Annotated in this window: 12 protein-coding genes; 6 read left to right on the top strand and 6 right to left on the bottom strand. The window is 70.4% G+C overall.

Annotation, left to right across the window (positions count from 1 at the left end; all coding sequences use genetic code 11):
• Positions 1 to 89 precede the first annotated feature (89 nt).
• Both ACFPQ9_RS33590 and ACFPQ9_RS33585 read left to right on the top strand, forming a co-directional pair.
• Positions 90 to 998, top strand: a complete 909-nt coding sequence (locus ACFPQ9_RS33590; RefSeq protein WP_380861911.1) for a LysR family transcriptional regulator — start codon at positions 90 to 92, stop codon at positions 996 to 998.
• 127 nt (positions 999 to 1125) lie between these two features.
• Positions 1126 to 2685 carry a glycosyltransferase family 39 protein gene (locus ACFPQ9_RS33585; RefSeq protein ID WP_380861909.1) on the top strand — a complete coding sequence of 520 codons (1560 nt, stop codon included), beginning with the start codon at positions 1126 to 1128 and terminating at the stop codon, positions 2683 to 2685.
• 94 nt (positions 2686 to 2779) lie between these two features.
• Here ACFPQ9_RS33585 and ACFPQ9_RS33580 read toward each other — a convergent pair whose 3' ends face one another.
• Positions 2780 to 4156, bottom strand: coding sequence for a hypothetical protein (locus ACFPQ9_RS33580; protein WP_380861907.1), 1377 nt, complete (start codon positions 4154 to 4156; stop codon positions 2780 to 2782).
• 91 nt (positions 4157 to 4247) lie between these two features.
• Complete coding sequence (gene fxsT, locus ACFPQ9_RS33575; RefSeq protein ID WP_380861905.1) at positions 4248 to 6434, bottom strand: FxSxx-COOH system tetratricopeptide repeat protein; 2187 nt, start codon at positions 6432 to 6434, stop codon at positions 4248 to 4250.
• Positions 6435 to 6631: 197 nt separating this feature from the next.
• On the opposite strand from fxsT, the gene ACFPQ9_RS33570 reads away from it, so the two are divergent.
• The 3 genes from ACFPQ9_RS33570 (at position 6632) to ACFPQ9_RS33560 (ending at position 11609) form a co-directional block, all read left to right on the top strand.
• Positions 6632 to 7102 (top strand): RICIN domain-containing protein, encoded by a 471-nt coding sequence (locus tag ACFPQ9_RS33570; RefSeq protein WP_380861903.1) that lies wholly within the window; start codon positions 6632 to 6634, stop codon positions 7100 to 7102.
• A 274-nt stretch (positions 7103 to 7376) separates the two neighbouring features.
• A complete protein-coding gene (locus ACFPQ9_RS33565; protein WP_465269590.1) occupies positions 7377 to 10649 on the top strand; it encodes a family 78 glycoside hydrolase catalytic domain in 3273 nt (1090 codons plus the stop codon).
• A 120-nt stretch (positions 10650 to 10769) separates the two neighbouring features.
• A complete protein-coding gene (locus tag ACFPQ9_RS33560) occupies positions 10770 to 11609 on the top strand; it encodes an endonuclease/exonuclease/phosphatase family protein (RefSeq protein WP_380861899.1) in 840 nt (279 codons plus the stop codon).
• Between the two features lies 1 nt (position 11610).
• Here ACFPQ9_RS33560 and ACFPQ9_RS33555 read toward each other — a convergent pair whose 3' ends face one another.
• The 4 genes from ACFPQ9_RS33555 to ACFPQ9_RS33540 form a co-directional block, all read right to left on the bottom strand.
• Positions 11611 to 12255 carry an Rv1733c family protein gene (locus ACFPQ9_RS33555; RefSeq protein ID WP_380861897.1) on the bottom strand — a complete coding sequence of 215 codons (645 nt, stop codon included), beginning with the start codon at positions 12253 to 12255 and terminating at the stop codon, positions 11611 to 11613.
• A 388-nt stretch (positions 12256 to 12643) separates the two neighbouring features.
• Positions 12644 to 13504: a rod shape-determining protein gene (locus ACFPQ9_RS33550; RefSeq protein WP_380861895.1), complete on the bottom strand. Its 861-nt coding sequence runs from the start codon at positions 13502 to 13504 to the stop codon at positions 12644 to 12646.
• Positions 13501 to 13869 (bottom strand): TraR/DksA family transcriptional regulator, encoded by a 369-nt coding sequence (locus ACFPQ9_RS33545; protein WP_380861893.1) that lies wholly within the window; start codon positions 13867 to 13869, stop codon positions 13501 to 13503. Before ACFPQ9_RS33545 ends, ACFPQ9_RS33550 begins: the two co-directional genes overlap by 4 nt.
• A 63-nt stretch (positions 13870 to 13932) precedes the next feature.
• Positions 13933 to 14298 carry a TraR/DksA family transcriptional regulator gene (locus ACFPQ9_RS33540; protein WP_380861891.1) on the bottom strand — a complete coding sequence of 122 codons (366 nt, stop codon included), beginning with the start codon at positions 14296 to 14298 and terminating at the stop codon, positions 13933 to 13935.
• Between the two features lie 474 nt (positions 14299 to 14772).
• Between ACFPQ9_RS33540 and ACFPQ9_RS33535 the strand changes: the two genes are divergently transcribed.
• Positions 14773 to 15732 carry a HAMP domain-containing sensor histidine kinase gene (locus ACFPQ9_RS33535; protein WP_380861889.1) on the top strand — a complete coding sequence of 320 codons (960 nt, stop codon included), beginning with the start codon at positions 14773 to 14775 and terminating at the stop codon, positions 15730 to 15732.
• The last annotated feature ends 1 nt before the right edge of the window (position 15733 follow it).

Below are 15733 nucleotides of genomic sequence, written 5' to 3'. Positions count from 1 at the left end.
ACTCCGACGCTAGGACACGGGCGAGCGCCACGTCCATCACACAAATCCGGCTTTCCTGTTCGGGAAAACCGCACAATAATGAGGCGGTGATGAATCCCTGGAGGCTGCGGTTGCTGACGCAGCTCGACACGCTGGGTACGGTTCGGGCGGTGGCCCAGGCCGCCAGCCTGAGCCCGTCGAGCGTGTCCCAGCAGCTCGCCGTGCTCGAGACCGAGACGGGCACACAGCTGCTCGAACGGACGGGGCGCCGGGTGCGGCTGACCTCGGCCGGGCTGATCCTGGCGCGGCGCGCGCGGGCGATCCTCGACCACATGGACACCGTGGAGGCGGAGCTGCGCGGGTTCGGCGAGGAGCCGTCGGGCCTGGTGCGGCTCGGGGCGTTCCAGAGCGTGGTGCACACCATGGCCGTACCGGCGGTGACCCGCCTGGCCCGCGAGTACCCCCACCTCGACGTCCAGCTCCAGGAGTTGGAGCCGCACGAGAGTGTGCCGGCGCTGCGGGTCGGCGACGCGGACCTCGTGATCACGACCACGGACTTCGCAGGGCTTCCGCTCGGACCGGACCTCGACCTCCTGCCGCTGGCGACGGATCCGATCCTGCTGGTGCTGCCGCCCGAGCACCCCGCCGCCGGGCGCGAGCCGGCGGACCTGACCGCGTTCGCCGATGAACCGTGGGCCTTCGACATCCCCCAGTCGTACATGGCGAATCTCGCCCTACGGCTGTGCCGGCAGGCGCGGTTCGAGCCCCGAGTGGTTGCCCGGTTCAGCAACTACATGCTGACCTTGGAACTGGTCGAGGCAGGGCATGCGGTCGCACTGCTACCGGGTCTGGCGGTCGACGCCGGCCGCTATCGCGTCGTCACCAGGGAGCTGGCCAGTCCGGTGACCCGCTCGATCACGGCCGCGATCCGCAGGGGGGTGCCGCCTCGTGCGGCGGTGCGTGTGGTGCTGGACGCGCTGCGCCCGCCAGCGGCCGGACAGCCGGTACGTTCCACCTAGTGCCGCCCAACCGGCACAACTGGGTCCGGAGCAACGGGGGTTGATCGTGGAGGAAAGCCGTGCGCAGGCCGTCGGGCCTGAGAGCCGTCGCGCCCTGTCGGAGCGCTTACGCGGTCCCGTGACCGCGGTGCTCAGTCGTCTGGAGATGTGGGGAGCGCACGATCTGCGGCATCCGGTACATGATCGAGACCGGCTGAACCGCCGGCATCGGCGACTGCTGCTGGCCCTTCTCGTTCTGCTGGTCGGGTTGGTGGGTCTCTGGAAGCTCGACCGCGACGCGTCGTCGTGGCGGGACGAGACGGTGAGCTACGCCGTCGCCAAGCGCTCCCTCGGTGAGCTGTGGCTCTTGGTACAGAACATCGACGCGGTCCACGGCCTGTACTACTTCCTGGCCCACCTCGTACTCGCCGTGTGGGACGACGGAGTCCTGTCACTGCGAGCCCTGTCGGTGCTCGGCACGCTGACGGCTGTACTGGGAGTCCACGCCATCGGCAGCCGGCTCGGTGACCCGGCGACCGGGTTCCTGTCCGGGCTCGCCTTCCTGTGCGTCCCTCAAGTCCAGTTCTACGCGCAGGAGGCCCGCTCCTACGCCTTGGTGAGCGCCGCGGTGGTATGGGCGACCTGGTTCCTCGTGCGCGCGCTCCAGGACGGCCGACGACGCTGGTGGGCAGGGTACGCAGCGATGCTGCTCCTGGGCGGATGGCTTCATGTGTTCGCCCTACTGGTCGTCCTCGCGCACGCCGTGACGCTCGCGCGCAGCGGACACCTGCGCCGCCTGGGATGGCCCTGGCTGCTGGGGGTCGCCTTCGCCGGTGGTGCCGTAGCGCCTCTGGCGGTGGTCAGCGCTGGTCAGGCGTCAGCACAGCTGGACTGGCTGGGCCGTCCGAGCCCGCAGGACTGGCTGGGCTTCGTGGTCCCCGCCGCCGTGGCAGCCGCGTTGGGCGTATGGCTCCGCCGGCGGGACGCGGGCCCGGCCGGAGCAGTGACGCTGCCGGCGATCGGTGTGCCGCTCCTGATCGTCCCCGCCGGGTTCCTGCTGACCGTGTCCCTCGTCCACCCGTGGTACGTCGATCGCTACGTCCTGTACAGCATGTCCGGGCTGGCGCTCCTCGCCGGCCAGGCCCTACGACACTGGCAGCTGATCCTTCGAGCGGACCCGGCGCGCAGACGGCGCCGCCTCTACGCCACGGCAGCCGTCGCCTTCGCCCTCTCCTCAGCGCTCGGCCCCTGGTACTGGCAGCTGCGCTCCCCGGTCAGCCGCACCGACACCGTGGAAAGCTATTGGGGACTCACCGTCACCGTCCCGGGCGACCCTGAACCAGTCCTGTTCCAGCCCGCCCGCCGACGCGTGTGGGTACTGGCCCGGCCCGCCGTATTCGGACCACTCGACGACATCGCGCTGATGCAGACGCCGGCCGCATCCGGGACGCTGTACGGCGTCGAGGCGCCGCCGGACGTCATCCGGCAGCGCATGCTCCAGCATCGCGAGATCAACGTCCTGCGCGATCGTCCGGGTCAGCCCTTGGACAACACCCCCGCGGAGATCGCCAAGCGGGAAGTCCTGCGTCGGCATTACCAGCTCTGCTGGGTGATCTCGGCCAACGGCGGCGAATCCGCGCTCTTCATCCGCCGCGATGCCGCAGCAACAGACCCGCTGTGCGCACCCGGGCGCGACATCTACAGCTGAGGGGCCCGACCCACGAATGACCGGCGTGAGGGGGCAAGGGACCGGCCAAGCTCGAATACACCACGTGTGGCACGTGTCGCTGAGGGCTGCTCCCTCATGGGGTAGTGCCGTTCCGGTGGTCGGGAAGTGAGCGAATCTCGTCGCCGAGGTCGGGGGAGTGGAGGGTATGGCCTCGGGCGAAGCTCTTGAGAGTCGCGGGCCCGGTGCTCTTGCCCGTCCGGGCTGCGTAGCAGACCTCCACCTGCTGGCATTGCGGGCAGAACTGGCTGGCGACGAAGGGGGACAGTGTGACCGGGCCTTCGGGTCTCAGGACGTAGAACGCGTCGTTGGCCACGGGATCGGGCCAGGTGAACTCCCGTCGCTCGAAATCGGGATGATCACCCATCACATGGTGTGCAACGACGTCGAAGGTGTGCGACCTCGGCTGGAAAGAGCAAGAGATGGTGAGGAGCCAGGGTAACCGGGTCAGGAACTCTGCCTTGATCAGCGCCTGTTCCAGGTGTGGTCTGATCTCCGTCACCCGCAGGGTGGACTCGCCCGCACTCTGCGGCCTGTCACCGTGAGCGGCGCGATTCCTCTCCCTGCGCAGGGCGTTGAGGTGGTCGACCAGTCCCGCGGAGTGGAGATCGCTGTGCAATGCCTCCGAGAGTCCGAGAACCGCGTCCGGGTGGCTCGCGGCGAAGGGCCGGAGAGACTCCAGCCAATTGGTCCAGGTCCCGAACGTGGCACCCCCTCCGCTGACAAGGCCACTACGGAGCATGGACAGGTGGCGCCGACCGCTCTCCTCGCTCTCCACGGACCCACTGCTCTTGCCCCGAAGGAGCGCAGCCGCAGTGACGCTGACGCTGATCGCGAGAATCTCCGCGGCATCGAGCACCGCCTCGTACTGCTCCTTGCTGGTATTCGCCTGCTGGAGCGTACGAAGGGCGCGGGCCACGGGGTGCGGCATGAGATGCCGGGCATCTGCCCATACCGCGGAGACGGCCGCCGACTCCGTGGCGTCCTTGGTGAGACGGACGCTCTGCTGGACGGGTTGGGGAGACGGAGACTGGCGACGGGCTGGTGGAGCGGGCGAGGGCGGAGACGACGGCACGACTGGCGCAGTCGGCCCTTGAGTAGACGGCGCGACCGTGCCGGCACCTGTTCCCAGCGGTGTCCCGGGCCAGGACTGCGGCGAGCCGTCACGCCTGCGTGCCAGCCACCGCCGGATGAGCAACCGCACCCAGCTGGGAAAGACACCGAAAAGGATGACAAACGTCAGCACGGCGAGAAGCGTGTCCAGCCATACCGGCAGCGAGCTTGGCTGATCGCCCCCGGGAATGGCGACGGCTGTCAAGAGACCCCAGCCGACGGTCATCCAGAACGCCCAGTCGCGGTACACGGGACTGTCGTACAGCGCCAGCACGGCATTACGCCGCTTCGGGCGAGGCTCCGGCGGAGCCGACGGCGCAACCTTGGGGTCATGGTGCATGCGCGTATGGTGCCCGGGAGAAGCACATCGCATCCAGTCGTGCGTGAGCAATGATTGACGCAGGGTCACGTCGTGGGGGCGAGGGGGCCTATCACGTGATCCCGACCCCTTTCAGCAGACCGTCGGCCAGAGCGAAGGCGGCCTCGGTTTTGGGATGGGTCCTGCCCAGCCGCGTGTTCAGGATCAGCGCGCCCCTGCGCGCGAGGCCCGCTGCGGTCGGGTCGTTCAACGCGTCCACGGCTCGGGCTTTGAGCAGCAGGGCGTACCCGATGTACAGGTGGTCCGGCGCGTAACTGGTCTCGCGGATGCGCAGCGCCCGGGAGATCAGGGGCACGGCCACGGCGTGGTCGCCCAGGTCGAGGTGGACACTCGCCAGTGCTATCAAGTCGAAGCTGACGTACGGGTCGTCCGGCCCGTACGCCGCCTCGTCGATCCGCAGCGCCCGCTCGGCCAAGGGCACCGCCGCCTGATGATCACCGAGAAGGTGTCGGATTCTCGCCAGGGTCGCCAGGTCCGTCGCGATGGCGGGACTGTCCGCCGGCAGACAGGACTCGTGCAGGCTCAGAGCACGTTCCGCCAACGGACGCGCTCGCTCCGGCTCACCGCGGTCCCGGTGGATCTGCGCCAGCGTGATCAGGTCGAAGCCGATGTCCGCATCCCGCTGTTCGAGCGATTCGTCGATGGCGACGGCACGCTCACACAGGGGCAGTGCCACCGAGTGGTCCCCGATCGACAGGAGGAATGCCGACGCCAGCCTCAGCAGCGTCGCCGTCTCCGCGGCGCACTCGGTCGGCCGTGGCTCGGCCCTGGTCACCGCGAGCGCGTGCGGGAGCAGTTCCTGCCAGCGCAGCCGTGCATCCGGGTCACCGTGGACGTCGTGCGGCACTGCCGCGAGCAGCGCCCGGCACAGTCGTACCCGGGCGTCCATGCGTACGTCGTCCGGCATCGCGGCCCGGATGGCGGCCTGCACCAGCCGGTGCAGCACCAGGGAGGAGGCTCCGCGTCTCGCGAGCCCCAGGCCGGCGAGGGCACCGACCGTCGTGTCCCACGCCACCGGGTCGGCCGCGGCTGCGATCAGGGTTTGCGGGCCGCGGTTGAACAGGTCCAGCGGGATCGGCTCCGGCGCCAGCAGGGCGCACAGCTCCAGCAGGCGCTTCGCTTGCGGCCGCTCGGTCTCCAGTCTGCGCACGCTGAGTTGCCACAGGGTCGCGACCACCACCGCCGGCCGGTCCACCAGCTCGCCCAGCGCGATCATGTCCTCCAACCGCGACCTCAGCAGAGCCAGGTACTCCTCGGGCGCGGTCTGGTGGTAGTCCATGTACCCGGCCGCCTGCTCCAGCGCCAGTGGCAGGTCCCCCAGGTGCTCGGCGATCAGGTCCGCCACCGCCGTGGTCATGCCGTACACCCGCCGGGTCAGCAGCTCCACCGCCTCCCGCCTGGTGAACACGTCCAGGTCGATGACGCCGGCTCTGCTCGACCAGCCGCGCGACCTCGTCGTGACGATGATGTGGCCGTTGCTCCCCAGGTCACCCGACGGAAGCGCGTGCGCGAGCGGGGCGGGTCTCTCCCCGTTGTCGAAGATGATCAGCCAGGGCCCGTGGTCCCGCAAGGTGCCGTACACCTCTGGGACCACCTGCTCGGAGCTCACCTCCGCCAGTCCCAACTCCCTCGCGAGCGACGCGAATTGGGACGCCATCAGACCGGGGTCCTCGGCGTCCACGAACGCCACGAACCGGTATTCCGACCGGTACAGGTAGGCGTACTCGACCGCGAGCTGTGTCTTGCCCACTCCACCCAATCCGTGCACGACCTGTATCGCGCCGTGGCCGGCCGAGGTGAGGCGTTGCCGTAACTCGCCCAATGCCGCGTCGCGGCCGGTGAAGTGGGTGTTGCGCGGTGGCAGCCGGTAGGTCGCCGGACGGGGCCGCGAGCCGCCCGCAGGACGCGCCGCCGGTGCGCGGACCTCCCTGACCGTGGCCTCGAACAGGTCGGTGAGCGTGGCATGGTCGCTCCGCAGTCGCGCGAGCTCCTCCTCGGGGGAGAGGTCGATCCGAGCGGCGTGCGCGGCGCGGACGCACGCGGTCGCATAGGCCGCGATCCGCTCCCACGGGGGCGGCTTGGTGAACTTGCCTGTCAACAGGTCCGACAGCGACGACCGAGTCAGGACCCTGGTCTCGTCGAGGGCCAGCAGCTGCGCCTGGGTGGGTGACCCCGAGGACGTACGCAACCGCCGTAACCGGCCGACGAACCAACTCTGTGGTGAGTCCGGTTCCCTCATCTACGCCGCTTCCCCCGTCCTGCTCTCCGGAATCGTCCGGACTTCGGAGTCCGGAAATGTAGCTCATCCAGCGGAAACACCCAGCGGATCCGGGCTCCTCCGAGACTGCCGTACCCGAGCGGCGCCACCCCTCAACGTAGTCGGCGGCACGGATGCCGCAGCGCATCCCGATCATCGAAAAACCGAGGGGATCAATCATGGCGCTCAAGGGAAACCTCATGCGACTCGCCGGCACGGGCGCGGCGATCGCGTTCGGCTCGACGCTGCTGGTCGGCGGCGCAACCACGGCGCAGGCGGCGCCGGTGAACTACCAGGTGATCAACGGCAACAGCAGCAACTCCTGCCTCCAGGTGAACATCTCGGGAGGCAAGGGGAACCTCGTCCTCGGCAGGTGTGACCGCAGCGCGAAGCAGGTGTGGCAGATCGCCGGCGGCATCTTCAGGAACCCTGCATCAGGCCACTGCCTCGACGGCAACGGCGCGGATGTCTACACGTTCCCGTGCAACGGTGGCGCGTATCAGAAGTGGACGACCACGTCCGGCAGCCCCAAGTCCATCAGGCACAACCAGAGCGGCAAGTACCTGGACGCGAACGGAACGGTCGGGGCCCAGGTCGTCTTCCAGCCCACCATCGGAACGGCGTCCCGCTGGGTGATCGACCCGGTGTGACGGATGGGCTGACCCCATGACGGCGAGGGCGGGCCGCCTCCGTTGGCGGCCCGCCCCCGGAAGCATGACGGCCGGTCAGGTCGACCGAGGTTCGACCGTGCGACCCCGGCCCCATGCCCCGGCCGGAACCGTGCGCCCGGAATTCCCGCCGCATGTCCGACGGGACGCATCCGCAGTCTTGTAGGCGGAAGCGGCCCGCCCATAGGATTCGGGTGAGAGCTCGTTGAATCGTTTCAATCCTTCTGGGTCGGACACAGTGAGCAGGGGAGTGGATATGTCCGGAAACTGGGACCGCAGGACCTTTCTTCGCGCCACCGCAGGAACAGTGGGCGCCGGAATTCCCGTCCTGGCCGCCGCGACTCCCGCATCGGGGGCGCCGGCCGGCGGGCCGCAAGGCCCCGGGGGAGGCGGAACCGGCGGAATTCGCGTCACCCGCACGACCGTGGAGCACGCCGAGAACGTCCTGGGGACCGATGTGGCCCGCCCCCGGCTCGCCTGGGAGCTGGCGTCCCCCGGTCAGGGCGCACGGCAGACCGCCTATCGCATCCAGGTCAAGGCGGGCGGGGCGGGGTGGGCCCGAGCGCTGGTGTGGGACTCGGGCAAGGTGATGTCCCCGAACAGTGTCGGCGTGGCCTACGGCGGACCCGCCCTGGACCCGCGCACCCGGTATGCCTGGCGGGTCAAGGTGTGGGACGGACGGGGCAGAGCATCGGCCTGGAGTGCGCCTCGGTGGTGGGAGACAACGTTGTCGCCCGAGGAGTGGGGCGCCAGTTGGATCGGTGTGGACACCCCGACGCCGCTCGAATTCACCGGCGCGTCATGGATCTGGGCAACCGGAGCGAGCCTGGAGAACGCCCCCGTGGGCACCCGATGGTTCCGCTCCCGCCTCGACCTGCCGACGGACGCCGAAGTGGTCACGGCGGCCCTGGTGGCCACCGCTGACGACGACTTCGCCCTGTACCTGAACGGCCATCAGGCAGTGCAGGCCCCGCAACAGCAGGACGGCTGGCGGGCCGGCCGGACCGCCGACGTGACGCAGGAGGTACGGGAGGCCGCGGCCGCCGGCACGGGCATCGTCCTCGCCGCCAGGGCCACCAACCGTGCCGGCGCCTCGGTCAACCCCGCGGGACTGCTGGTGCGCCTGCGGGTGGAGACGTCGACGGGGCGGACGTACGAACTCCTCAGCGACGCCGGATGGCGAGTGACGCAGACGGAGCAACAGGGCTGGCAGGAGCCGGAGTTCGACGACTCTGCATGGCTCCCGGCGGTGGTCCTCGCCCCGTACGGCCAAGGCCCCTGGGGCACCGGCGTGAGCGTCACGATGCCGGAACAGCCGGCACCACTCCTGCGCAGGGAGTTCGACATCCCCGGCCGGATCAGCCGGGCCAGGCTCTACATCAGCGGCCTGGCGTACTACGAGGCACGGATCAACGGCCGGCGCGTGGGACGCCAGGTGCTCGACCCCGGATTCACCGACTACGACGAGACCGTGCTGTACACCGTCCACGACGTCACGGAACTCCTGCGCCGCGGCGGCAACGCCATCGGGGTGAGCCTGGGCCGTGGCTTCTTCGGCATGACCACCCCGAACGTCTGGAACTGGCACCGGCCGCCCTGGCACTCGGAGCCGCGCCTCGTCGCCCGCCTGGAGATCGAGCACCCCGACGGCTCCCGCACCGCACTCGTCACCGACGACCGGTGGCGGATCACCGAGGGGCCCACACTCTCCAACTCCCTCTACGCCGGGGAGACATACGACGCCCGGCGCGAACCGGGCCCCTGGACCAGCCCCGGCTTCGACGACTCCTCCTGGCGCCCGGCCAAGGTGCAGAGCGCGCCGAAAGGACGCCTGCGGGCGCAGCCGCACGACGGAATCGAGGTCATCGACTCCTTCCACCCCGAGAGAATCACCCCGCTCGCCCCCGGGGTACACGTGGTGGACATGGGCCGGACCATGGCCGGCTGGGCCCGGATCACGGTGCGCGACCTCCCCGCGGGCACCGGCATCCAGCTCACCTACGGCGAGAAACTGAAGCCCGACGGAAGCGTGTCCGCCGAGACCTCGCACGTGCCCGACCGCTTCCAGCGCGACGAGTACATCTGCGCCGGCCGTGAGGAGGAGAGCTGGGAGCCCTCCTTCTCCTACAAGGGCTTCCGGTACATCCAGATCAGCGGCCTGCCCGAGACGCCGGACACCCGGCAGATCCTCGGCCGGCTGGTGCACACCCCACTGGACGAGGTCAGCTCCTTCGCCTGCTCGGAGCCCTTCTACGCATGGCTCGACCGCGCCATGCGGCGCACCGTGCTGAACAACATGCACGGCATTCCGACCGACACCCCGATGTACGAGAAGAACGGCTGGACCGGCGACGCCCAGCTCGGCACACCGGTGATGACCTACGCGTTCGCCATGCACCGCATGCTCTCCAAGTGGCTGGGCGACCTCGCCGACAGCCAGACGGACGCCGGCCAACTGCCCGTGATCGTGCCGAGCGGCGGCTGGGGATACGGCGACCTCGGGCCCTCCCCCGAGTGGACGACCGTGTACCCCTTCCTCATCCGCGAGTTCTACCGGATCTACGGCGACGAGCGGGCCGCGCGCGAGCACTGGACGACACTGACCCGCTATCTGGACTGGGAGTTGTCCCGGCTGCGCGACGGCCTCGCCGTCACGGCACTCGGCGACTACCTCGCCCCCGGCTACGGCGGCAACCCCCCGGAGGACACGCGGCTGACCGCGACCGCCTACCTCTACCGAGCGCTGCTGGACACCGCCGAGATGGGGGAGGTGCTTCGGGAGAACGACGTGGTGACGCGCTACCGGGAGGCCGCCGAGAAACTGAAGGCAGCTCTCAACGCGGAGTTCCTGGGCGCGGAGGGCCACTACCGGACGGCGAAGGACCCCGACTACCGGCAGACCTCCAACGCGATTCCGCTCGCCTTCGGCCTCGTGCCGGACAGCGCCCGCGCTTCGGTCTTCGACAGCCTGGTGCGGGACGTCGAACGCCGCGGAAAGCACCTCAACACCGGTGCGCTGGGCACCAGCGTGCTGCTGCGGGTGCTGTGCGCGCAGGGCCGGCCGGACCTGGCCCACGCCGTCGCGACCCGACGCACCTACCCCGGCTGGGGCTACTGGCACGACAACGGCGCGGACACCATGTGGGAGATGTGGCCGCTCGACTCCCGCTCCCGCGACCACTACTTCCAGGGCACCGTGGCCCAGTGGCTCTACGAGAACGTGGCAGGACTGCGTCCGGGCGACGCCGGCTATGCGACGTTCTCCGTGCGGCCCGACGCCCGGCACGGCGTGGACTGGGCCCGCACGTCGATCCGCACCGTCCGGGGAACCGCGGGCGTCGCCTGGTCACAGACGGAGGGCGGTTTCACGATGGACGTGCGGGTTCCGGTGGGTGCGGTCGCGGAGGTCCATGTACCCGCTTCGAGCCGGGACGAGGTGACGGCACCTGACGGTGCCCGGCATCTGCGTACGGTGCCGGGATTCGCCGTCTACCGGGTGGAACACGGTACTTGGCGCTTCACGAGCTGACGGCCGGAACACCGCCCGGTGGCGTGGCCGATGTCCTCGATTCGGTCGATCGCGGACATCGGCCCGTACGGATTCAGGGCTCGATATTCTTGAGCGGGGCATGGTCCACTTGAGGAGGCGGTGGTGTTCGGACGGGGCACGGGATTGCTCGCGGGGGCCGTGGTCGTGGCTCTCATGGTGCTCGTCGGCCCCAGTACCCCGAGTGGTGGCCTGTTCGGCAGGTCCCTCCCCGCCGACGCCGTGCGAGAAGTCGTACCGAACCGCGTCATGACGTGGAACATCTGCAATCCCTGCGAAGTGAGCAACGCCGACCGGGCGGCGGACATCGCCAGGTATGCGCCTCAGGTCATCGGCCTGCAAGAGGCCTGCGTACGGGATGTCGAGAGCATCCGGAATTATCTGGAGGGCCTTTACGGGCTGGTCTACCGCGTCGAGTACGGGACGGTTCTTCAGAGTTGGGGCCGCTGCGGGGGAGTGCCGTGGAGCCCCGGGGGCTACGGTCAGGCGATTCTCTCGGCGGCGCCGATGAAAGATCACGTCAATGTGGAATATCCCGACGGCGGTTCCGAGGACCGTGGGTACATGGCAGTCACCACCACCGTCGGCGGTCGGTCGGTCCGTGTCTTCAACACCCATCTCGCTCATCGACGGCAAGAGGAGTTCCGGGCCGAGCAGGTCGGCGTACTCGCCAAGGAGGTCGAACGGTACGACCGGACGATCGTTCTCGGCGATTTCAATGCCGTGCCCGATTCCCCCGAACTCGCGAAGATGTGGACCTTGGCCGCGGATGCAGATCCGCAGTGCCCTCCGTCGGCCACCGGTGTCTGCGAAACGACCACCGACTGGCAGAGCAAGTTCGACTACGTATTCCTCCGAGGTTTCGCCCCGCTTGACCAACGTGTGCACCCGTCCAGGAATTCGGACCATCACTTGGTGCACGCCGACCTGAAACCGGCCTAGTTCAGGGGGATGTGGTCCAACGTGGCGCGGTTTCCGCCCACTTGGATTCCCACTCGGCCATATTGCGCCGGTGCAGGACTTGGGCGGCGGCGCCATAGGCGGCGGTACCCGCCAGTGCGACGGTCAGGAAGGCGAGGAGGGCCCAGCCCATGGTGCGGCTGCGGATCTGTTCGCCGGTCATGGGCGGTTCGGTGAGTGCTCCGTCCGATTCGACCCATACGTCGACCCTGCTGTCCACGCTCAGGCCGGGCAGTACGTCCGCCTGCGCCGTGCGGGTCCGGCCCAGTGGGTCGGTGAAGCGGACCGTGACCGGATAGCGGGTCTTCTTCGCCTCCGCCGAACCGGGTTCGGGGTGGCGCGGGGCGTCGTGCGTCAGTACGGCGGTGGTCAGATGCCGGGTCTGCCGTTGCTCCGCGGCGGTCGCGACGTAGTGCCGGTGGGCGGCGTCACCGATGGTGAACATGGCGACCAGACCGAGGAAGGGCACGAGCAGCAGCAGGGCGAGGGCGATCCAGCCCTGGAGGCGATCGGAGCTCCGGCGCAGCGGGTTGTGCCGCCAATGCCAGAGGGACAGGGGATGTACCCACGGGTGCCGGACGTCGGGAGGCGGAGGCGGCGGCTGCGCGGGCGGGATCGTGCCGGACACGGTGTTCTCCTTCCGGGGGCCGGGGGCCGGGGGCCGGGGGCCGGGGGCCGGGGGCCGGCGGCCGAGCGGGTGCCGGGGCGGGGCGCCGAGGGCTCGCTCGGGGCGAGGTCTCGTGCGGAGCCGGAGCACTCGTCTGCCGCGCGCATGCCGGAGTGGTGCCACGGCCGGTGGAGCGGCACCGGCCGTGGCCGTCAGGGGACGGGGCTGGTGGCCGTGGACGTCTCGAACGGGGCTGGTGCCCGTAGCAGTCGGTGGACGGGACTAGTGGCCGTGGCGGTCAGGGACGGGGCTGGTTGGCGTGCGGAGCAGGGTCCGGCTCGGGTGGGTGCGTGGCTCTGGCCGAGGGGTGCGCCACCGCGGACGGGGACAGGGCCAGTGGCCGTGGCGGTCAGGGACGGGGCTGGTTGGCGTGCGGAGCAGGGTCCGGCCCGGGTGGGTGCGTGGCCGCTCTGGCCGAGGGGTGCGCCTGGGCGGATTGCAGGATCCTCGCGGCGCCACGGATCGCGGCGGTGTGCGGTGCGGGGACCGCCCGCGGGGGCACGTGCAGACCGCCGGTGAGCCGGTAGACGAGGTCGGGACGCAGGGCGCCACCGCCGGCCAGGAGGGGACCCCGGGACAGCGCGTCGGCGGCCACGGACGTGCGGTCCTGCCGGAGCATCGAGGTGATCATGGTCGTGACGGCGTCGATGAGATCCGCCGCAGTGCCGGGGCAGGACAGGTCGGCCGTGCCCACAGCGGTGCGGCGGGCGTCGAGGACGACGCCCTCGTCGAGGAGGACCACTTCGGTTAGGTGGGCGCCGATGTCCACCACGAGCAGCGGCCGGGAGAGGTCGGCGCCCGCGGCCAGCGCTATGGCACGCGCGGCGGGGACGGTCAGCACCGCGCGCGGACGCAGCACCTCCACCGCCGTACGGGCCCGTTCACGGTAGGCGGGCCCGTCCAGCACCGGCGTGGTGACCACCACCAGCGGGCGGGCGCGGCGCGGCAGACGGTGGCCGAGCAGCCGGTCGAGCATCCGGGACGTTCCCGGTACGTCGACGATGGCGCCGCGCTGGATCGGGTACACCGCCCCGGCGCCCGGGAAGGTGATCGTGGGGACGTCCAGGATCATCCCGCGGCCGGCGATCCAGGCGCGGGTACGGGCGCTGCCCATGTCGAGGGCGAGGCCGCAGCACTGCCGGCACAGTGGCCAGGTCCGGTGCCGGTGGCCGGCGGAAGAGCCGGAGCGGGGGCGCGGGACGAGGGTCATCGTCCGGCCTCGCGCACCTGCTGGCACCGTGCGCAGTAGCGGGCCTGCGGCACGATCGTCAGCCGTTCGCGGTCGATGGCCCGTCGGCACAGATGGCAGGTGCCGTAACTGCCGTCGGCCATGCGTCGCAGTGCCGCCTCCACGTCGGCGAGAACCATGCGCGCGGACGCGGCGAGCTTGACGTGCACCTCCGCCTGGGCGGCGGAGCGCCGGCCGAGCAGGTCCTCGGCGCGCGGCGCCGCGGCGATCTGCCGCAGCTGGTCCTGACGGAACAGGCGCTGTTCCTGCAGGTTGTCCCGGAGCGCGGCAAGGTCCTCGGGCGACAGGTGCGTGGCACGGTCGCCGACGGTCTGGTGGTTCACCACTTCACCCCTTTTGAGCAGGGCAGGAGAAACAGATCGGGTCAGGGCGGGTCGGGATGCCGCCGGTCAGGTGGCTGCCCGGCGCTGGCAGGGAACGCAGTACCGGGTGTACGGGAGGATCTCCAGGCGTTCGGCGGGGACGGGCTTGGAGCAGCCCAGGCAGGAGCCGTAGGAGCCGTCGTCGATGCGGGCGAACGCCTCGTTGATCTCGTTCAGGACCCGCTGGATCGCCTCGGCCTGAGCCGAGGCGAGATGGTCGTCCGCGCTCTGACCCGACTGGCTGAGGGCCTGTAGCTGGGCCAATCGGCTGTTGCGTGCGTGTTCCAGGCGCTGACGGGCCTCATGAGCGGTCAGCCGACCGGGGCGGGGATCCGTGCGGGGTGTCTCGGACGGGCCGGACGCCTGAGGGGTCCTGGAGGTGTCGAGCGGCACGACGGAGTCCTTTCTCAGAAGGTGACGGGCGCAGCAACGGCCGCCCGGTTCGCCGGCCCGCGGGCTTCCGTGGAGACCGCGAGTCCTGGCAGAACCGGACGGCCCTGACACCTCTCGACTCTGCTCCGCGCGGCATCGGAATCCCATCGGTCACAGGCCCCATTCGCCAGGGATCGCGATGACCACACGGAGACCGCCGGGGGTCGTGATACCCACGGGGCGACCGTCCGGGACCCCACGACCGCACGGCAGCCACCCCGCGGGCACGATGACCGACGCGGCGACCCGTCCGGGAGGGCGGATGGGTACTCCGCGGCCCCGGATATGGGGACCGGACCCCATCGACCGCGCACGTCGGGGCAGGGCAGGCTGGGCGGGGTCGATCGGGCCCGGATACCGCTGCTTCCCGCCAGGGGGTGTGATGGCTGTGAGCGGAGCTGGTTAGGGTCGGGTCGTAGAAGGAGGAATTGCCCCGTGTCGTTGTTCTGGCGGATCTTCGGGCTGAACGCCCTGGTCCTGGGCATCGCCACGGCGCTGCTGCTGTGGGCGCCGGTGACCGTCTCCGTGCCGGTGCTGCTGACCGAGGCGATGATCCTGGTCGGCGGCCTGGCCGTGATGCTGGTCGCCAACGGCACCCTGCTGCGCTGGGGCCTGGCGCCCCTGGACCGGGTGACCCGGCTGATGACCACGGTCGACCTGCTGCGCCCCGGTCAGCGGCTGCCCGTGCCCGGTGCCGCCGGCAGCGAGGTGGCCGAACTGATCCGCACCTTCAACGCCATGCTCGACCGGCTGGAGCACGAGCGCGCCACGTCCAGCGCCCGCGCGCTGCTGGCCCAGGAGGCGGAGCGCCGGCGTATCGCCCAGGAGCTGCACGACGAGGTCGGGCAGAGCATGACCGCGATCCTGCTGGTGCTCAAGCGCGCCGCGGACGACGCCCCCGAGCCGCTGCGCGAGGACCTCCAGCAGGCCCAGGAGATCACCCGGGAGAGCCTCGACGAGGTACGGCGCCTGGTACGTCGTCTGCGCCCCGGCGTCCTGGACGATCTGGGCCTGGTCAGCGCACTGACCTCGCTCGCGCAGGACTTCGCCACCCACACCGGGCTCCGTGTCGTGCGCCGTCTCGACAGCGACCTGCCCGCCCTCGACCATGAGAGCGAACTCGTTCTGTACCGGGTGGCTCAGGAGAGCCTGACCAACGCGGCCCGGCACGCGGACGCGCACCGCGTGGAGGTCAGCCTGCGCGGCGCCGACGAGGCGGTGGTGCTGGAGATCGCCGACGACGGCCGGGGCATCGAGGCCCCCTGCGAGGGTGCCGGGATCCGCGGCATGCGGGAGCGGGCGCTGCTCGCCGGCGCCACCCTCGACATCACCTCCACACCCGGCACCGGCACCCGTATCCGGCTCACCGCACCAGTCCCCAGGAAGCAGCCCTGAC

It is taken from the genome of Streptomyces coerulescens, assembly GCF_042657965.1.
GTDB classification, from domain to species: domain Bacteria; phylum Actinomycetota; class Actinomycetes; order Streptomycetales; family Streptomycetaceae; genus Streptomyces; species Streptomyces coerulescens.
This window is presented reverse-complemented; position numbering and strand designations above follow the sequence as displayed.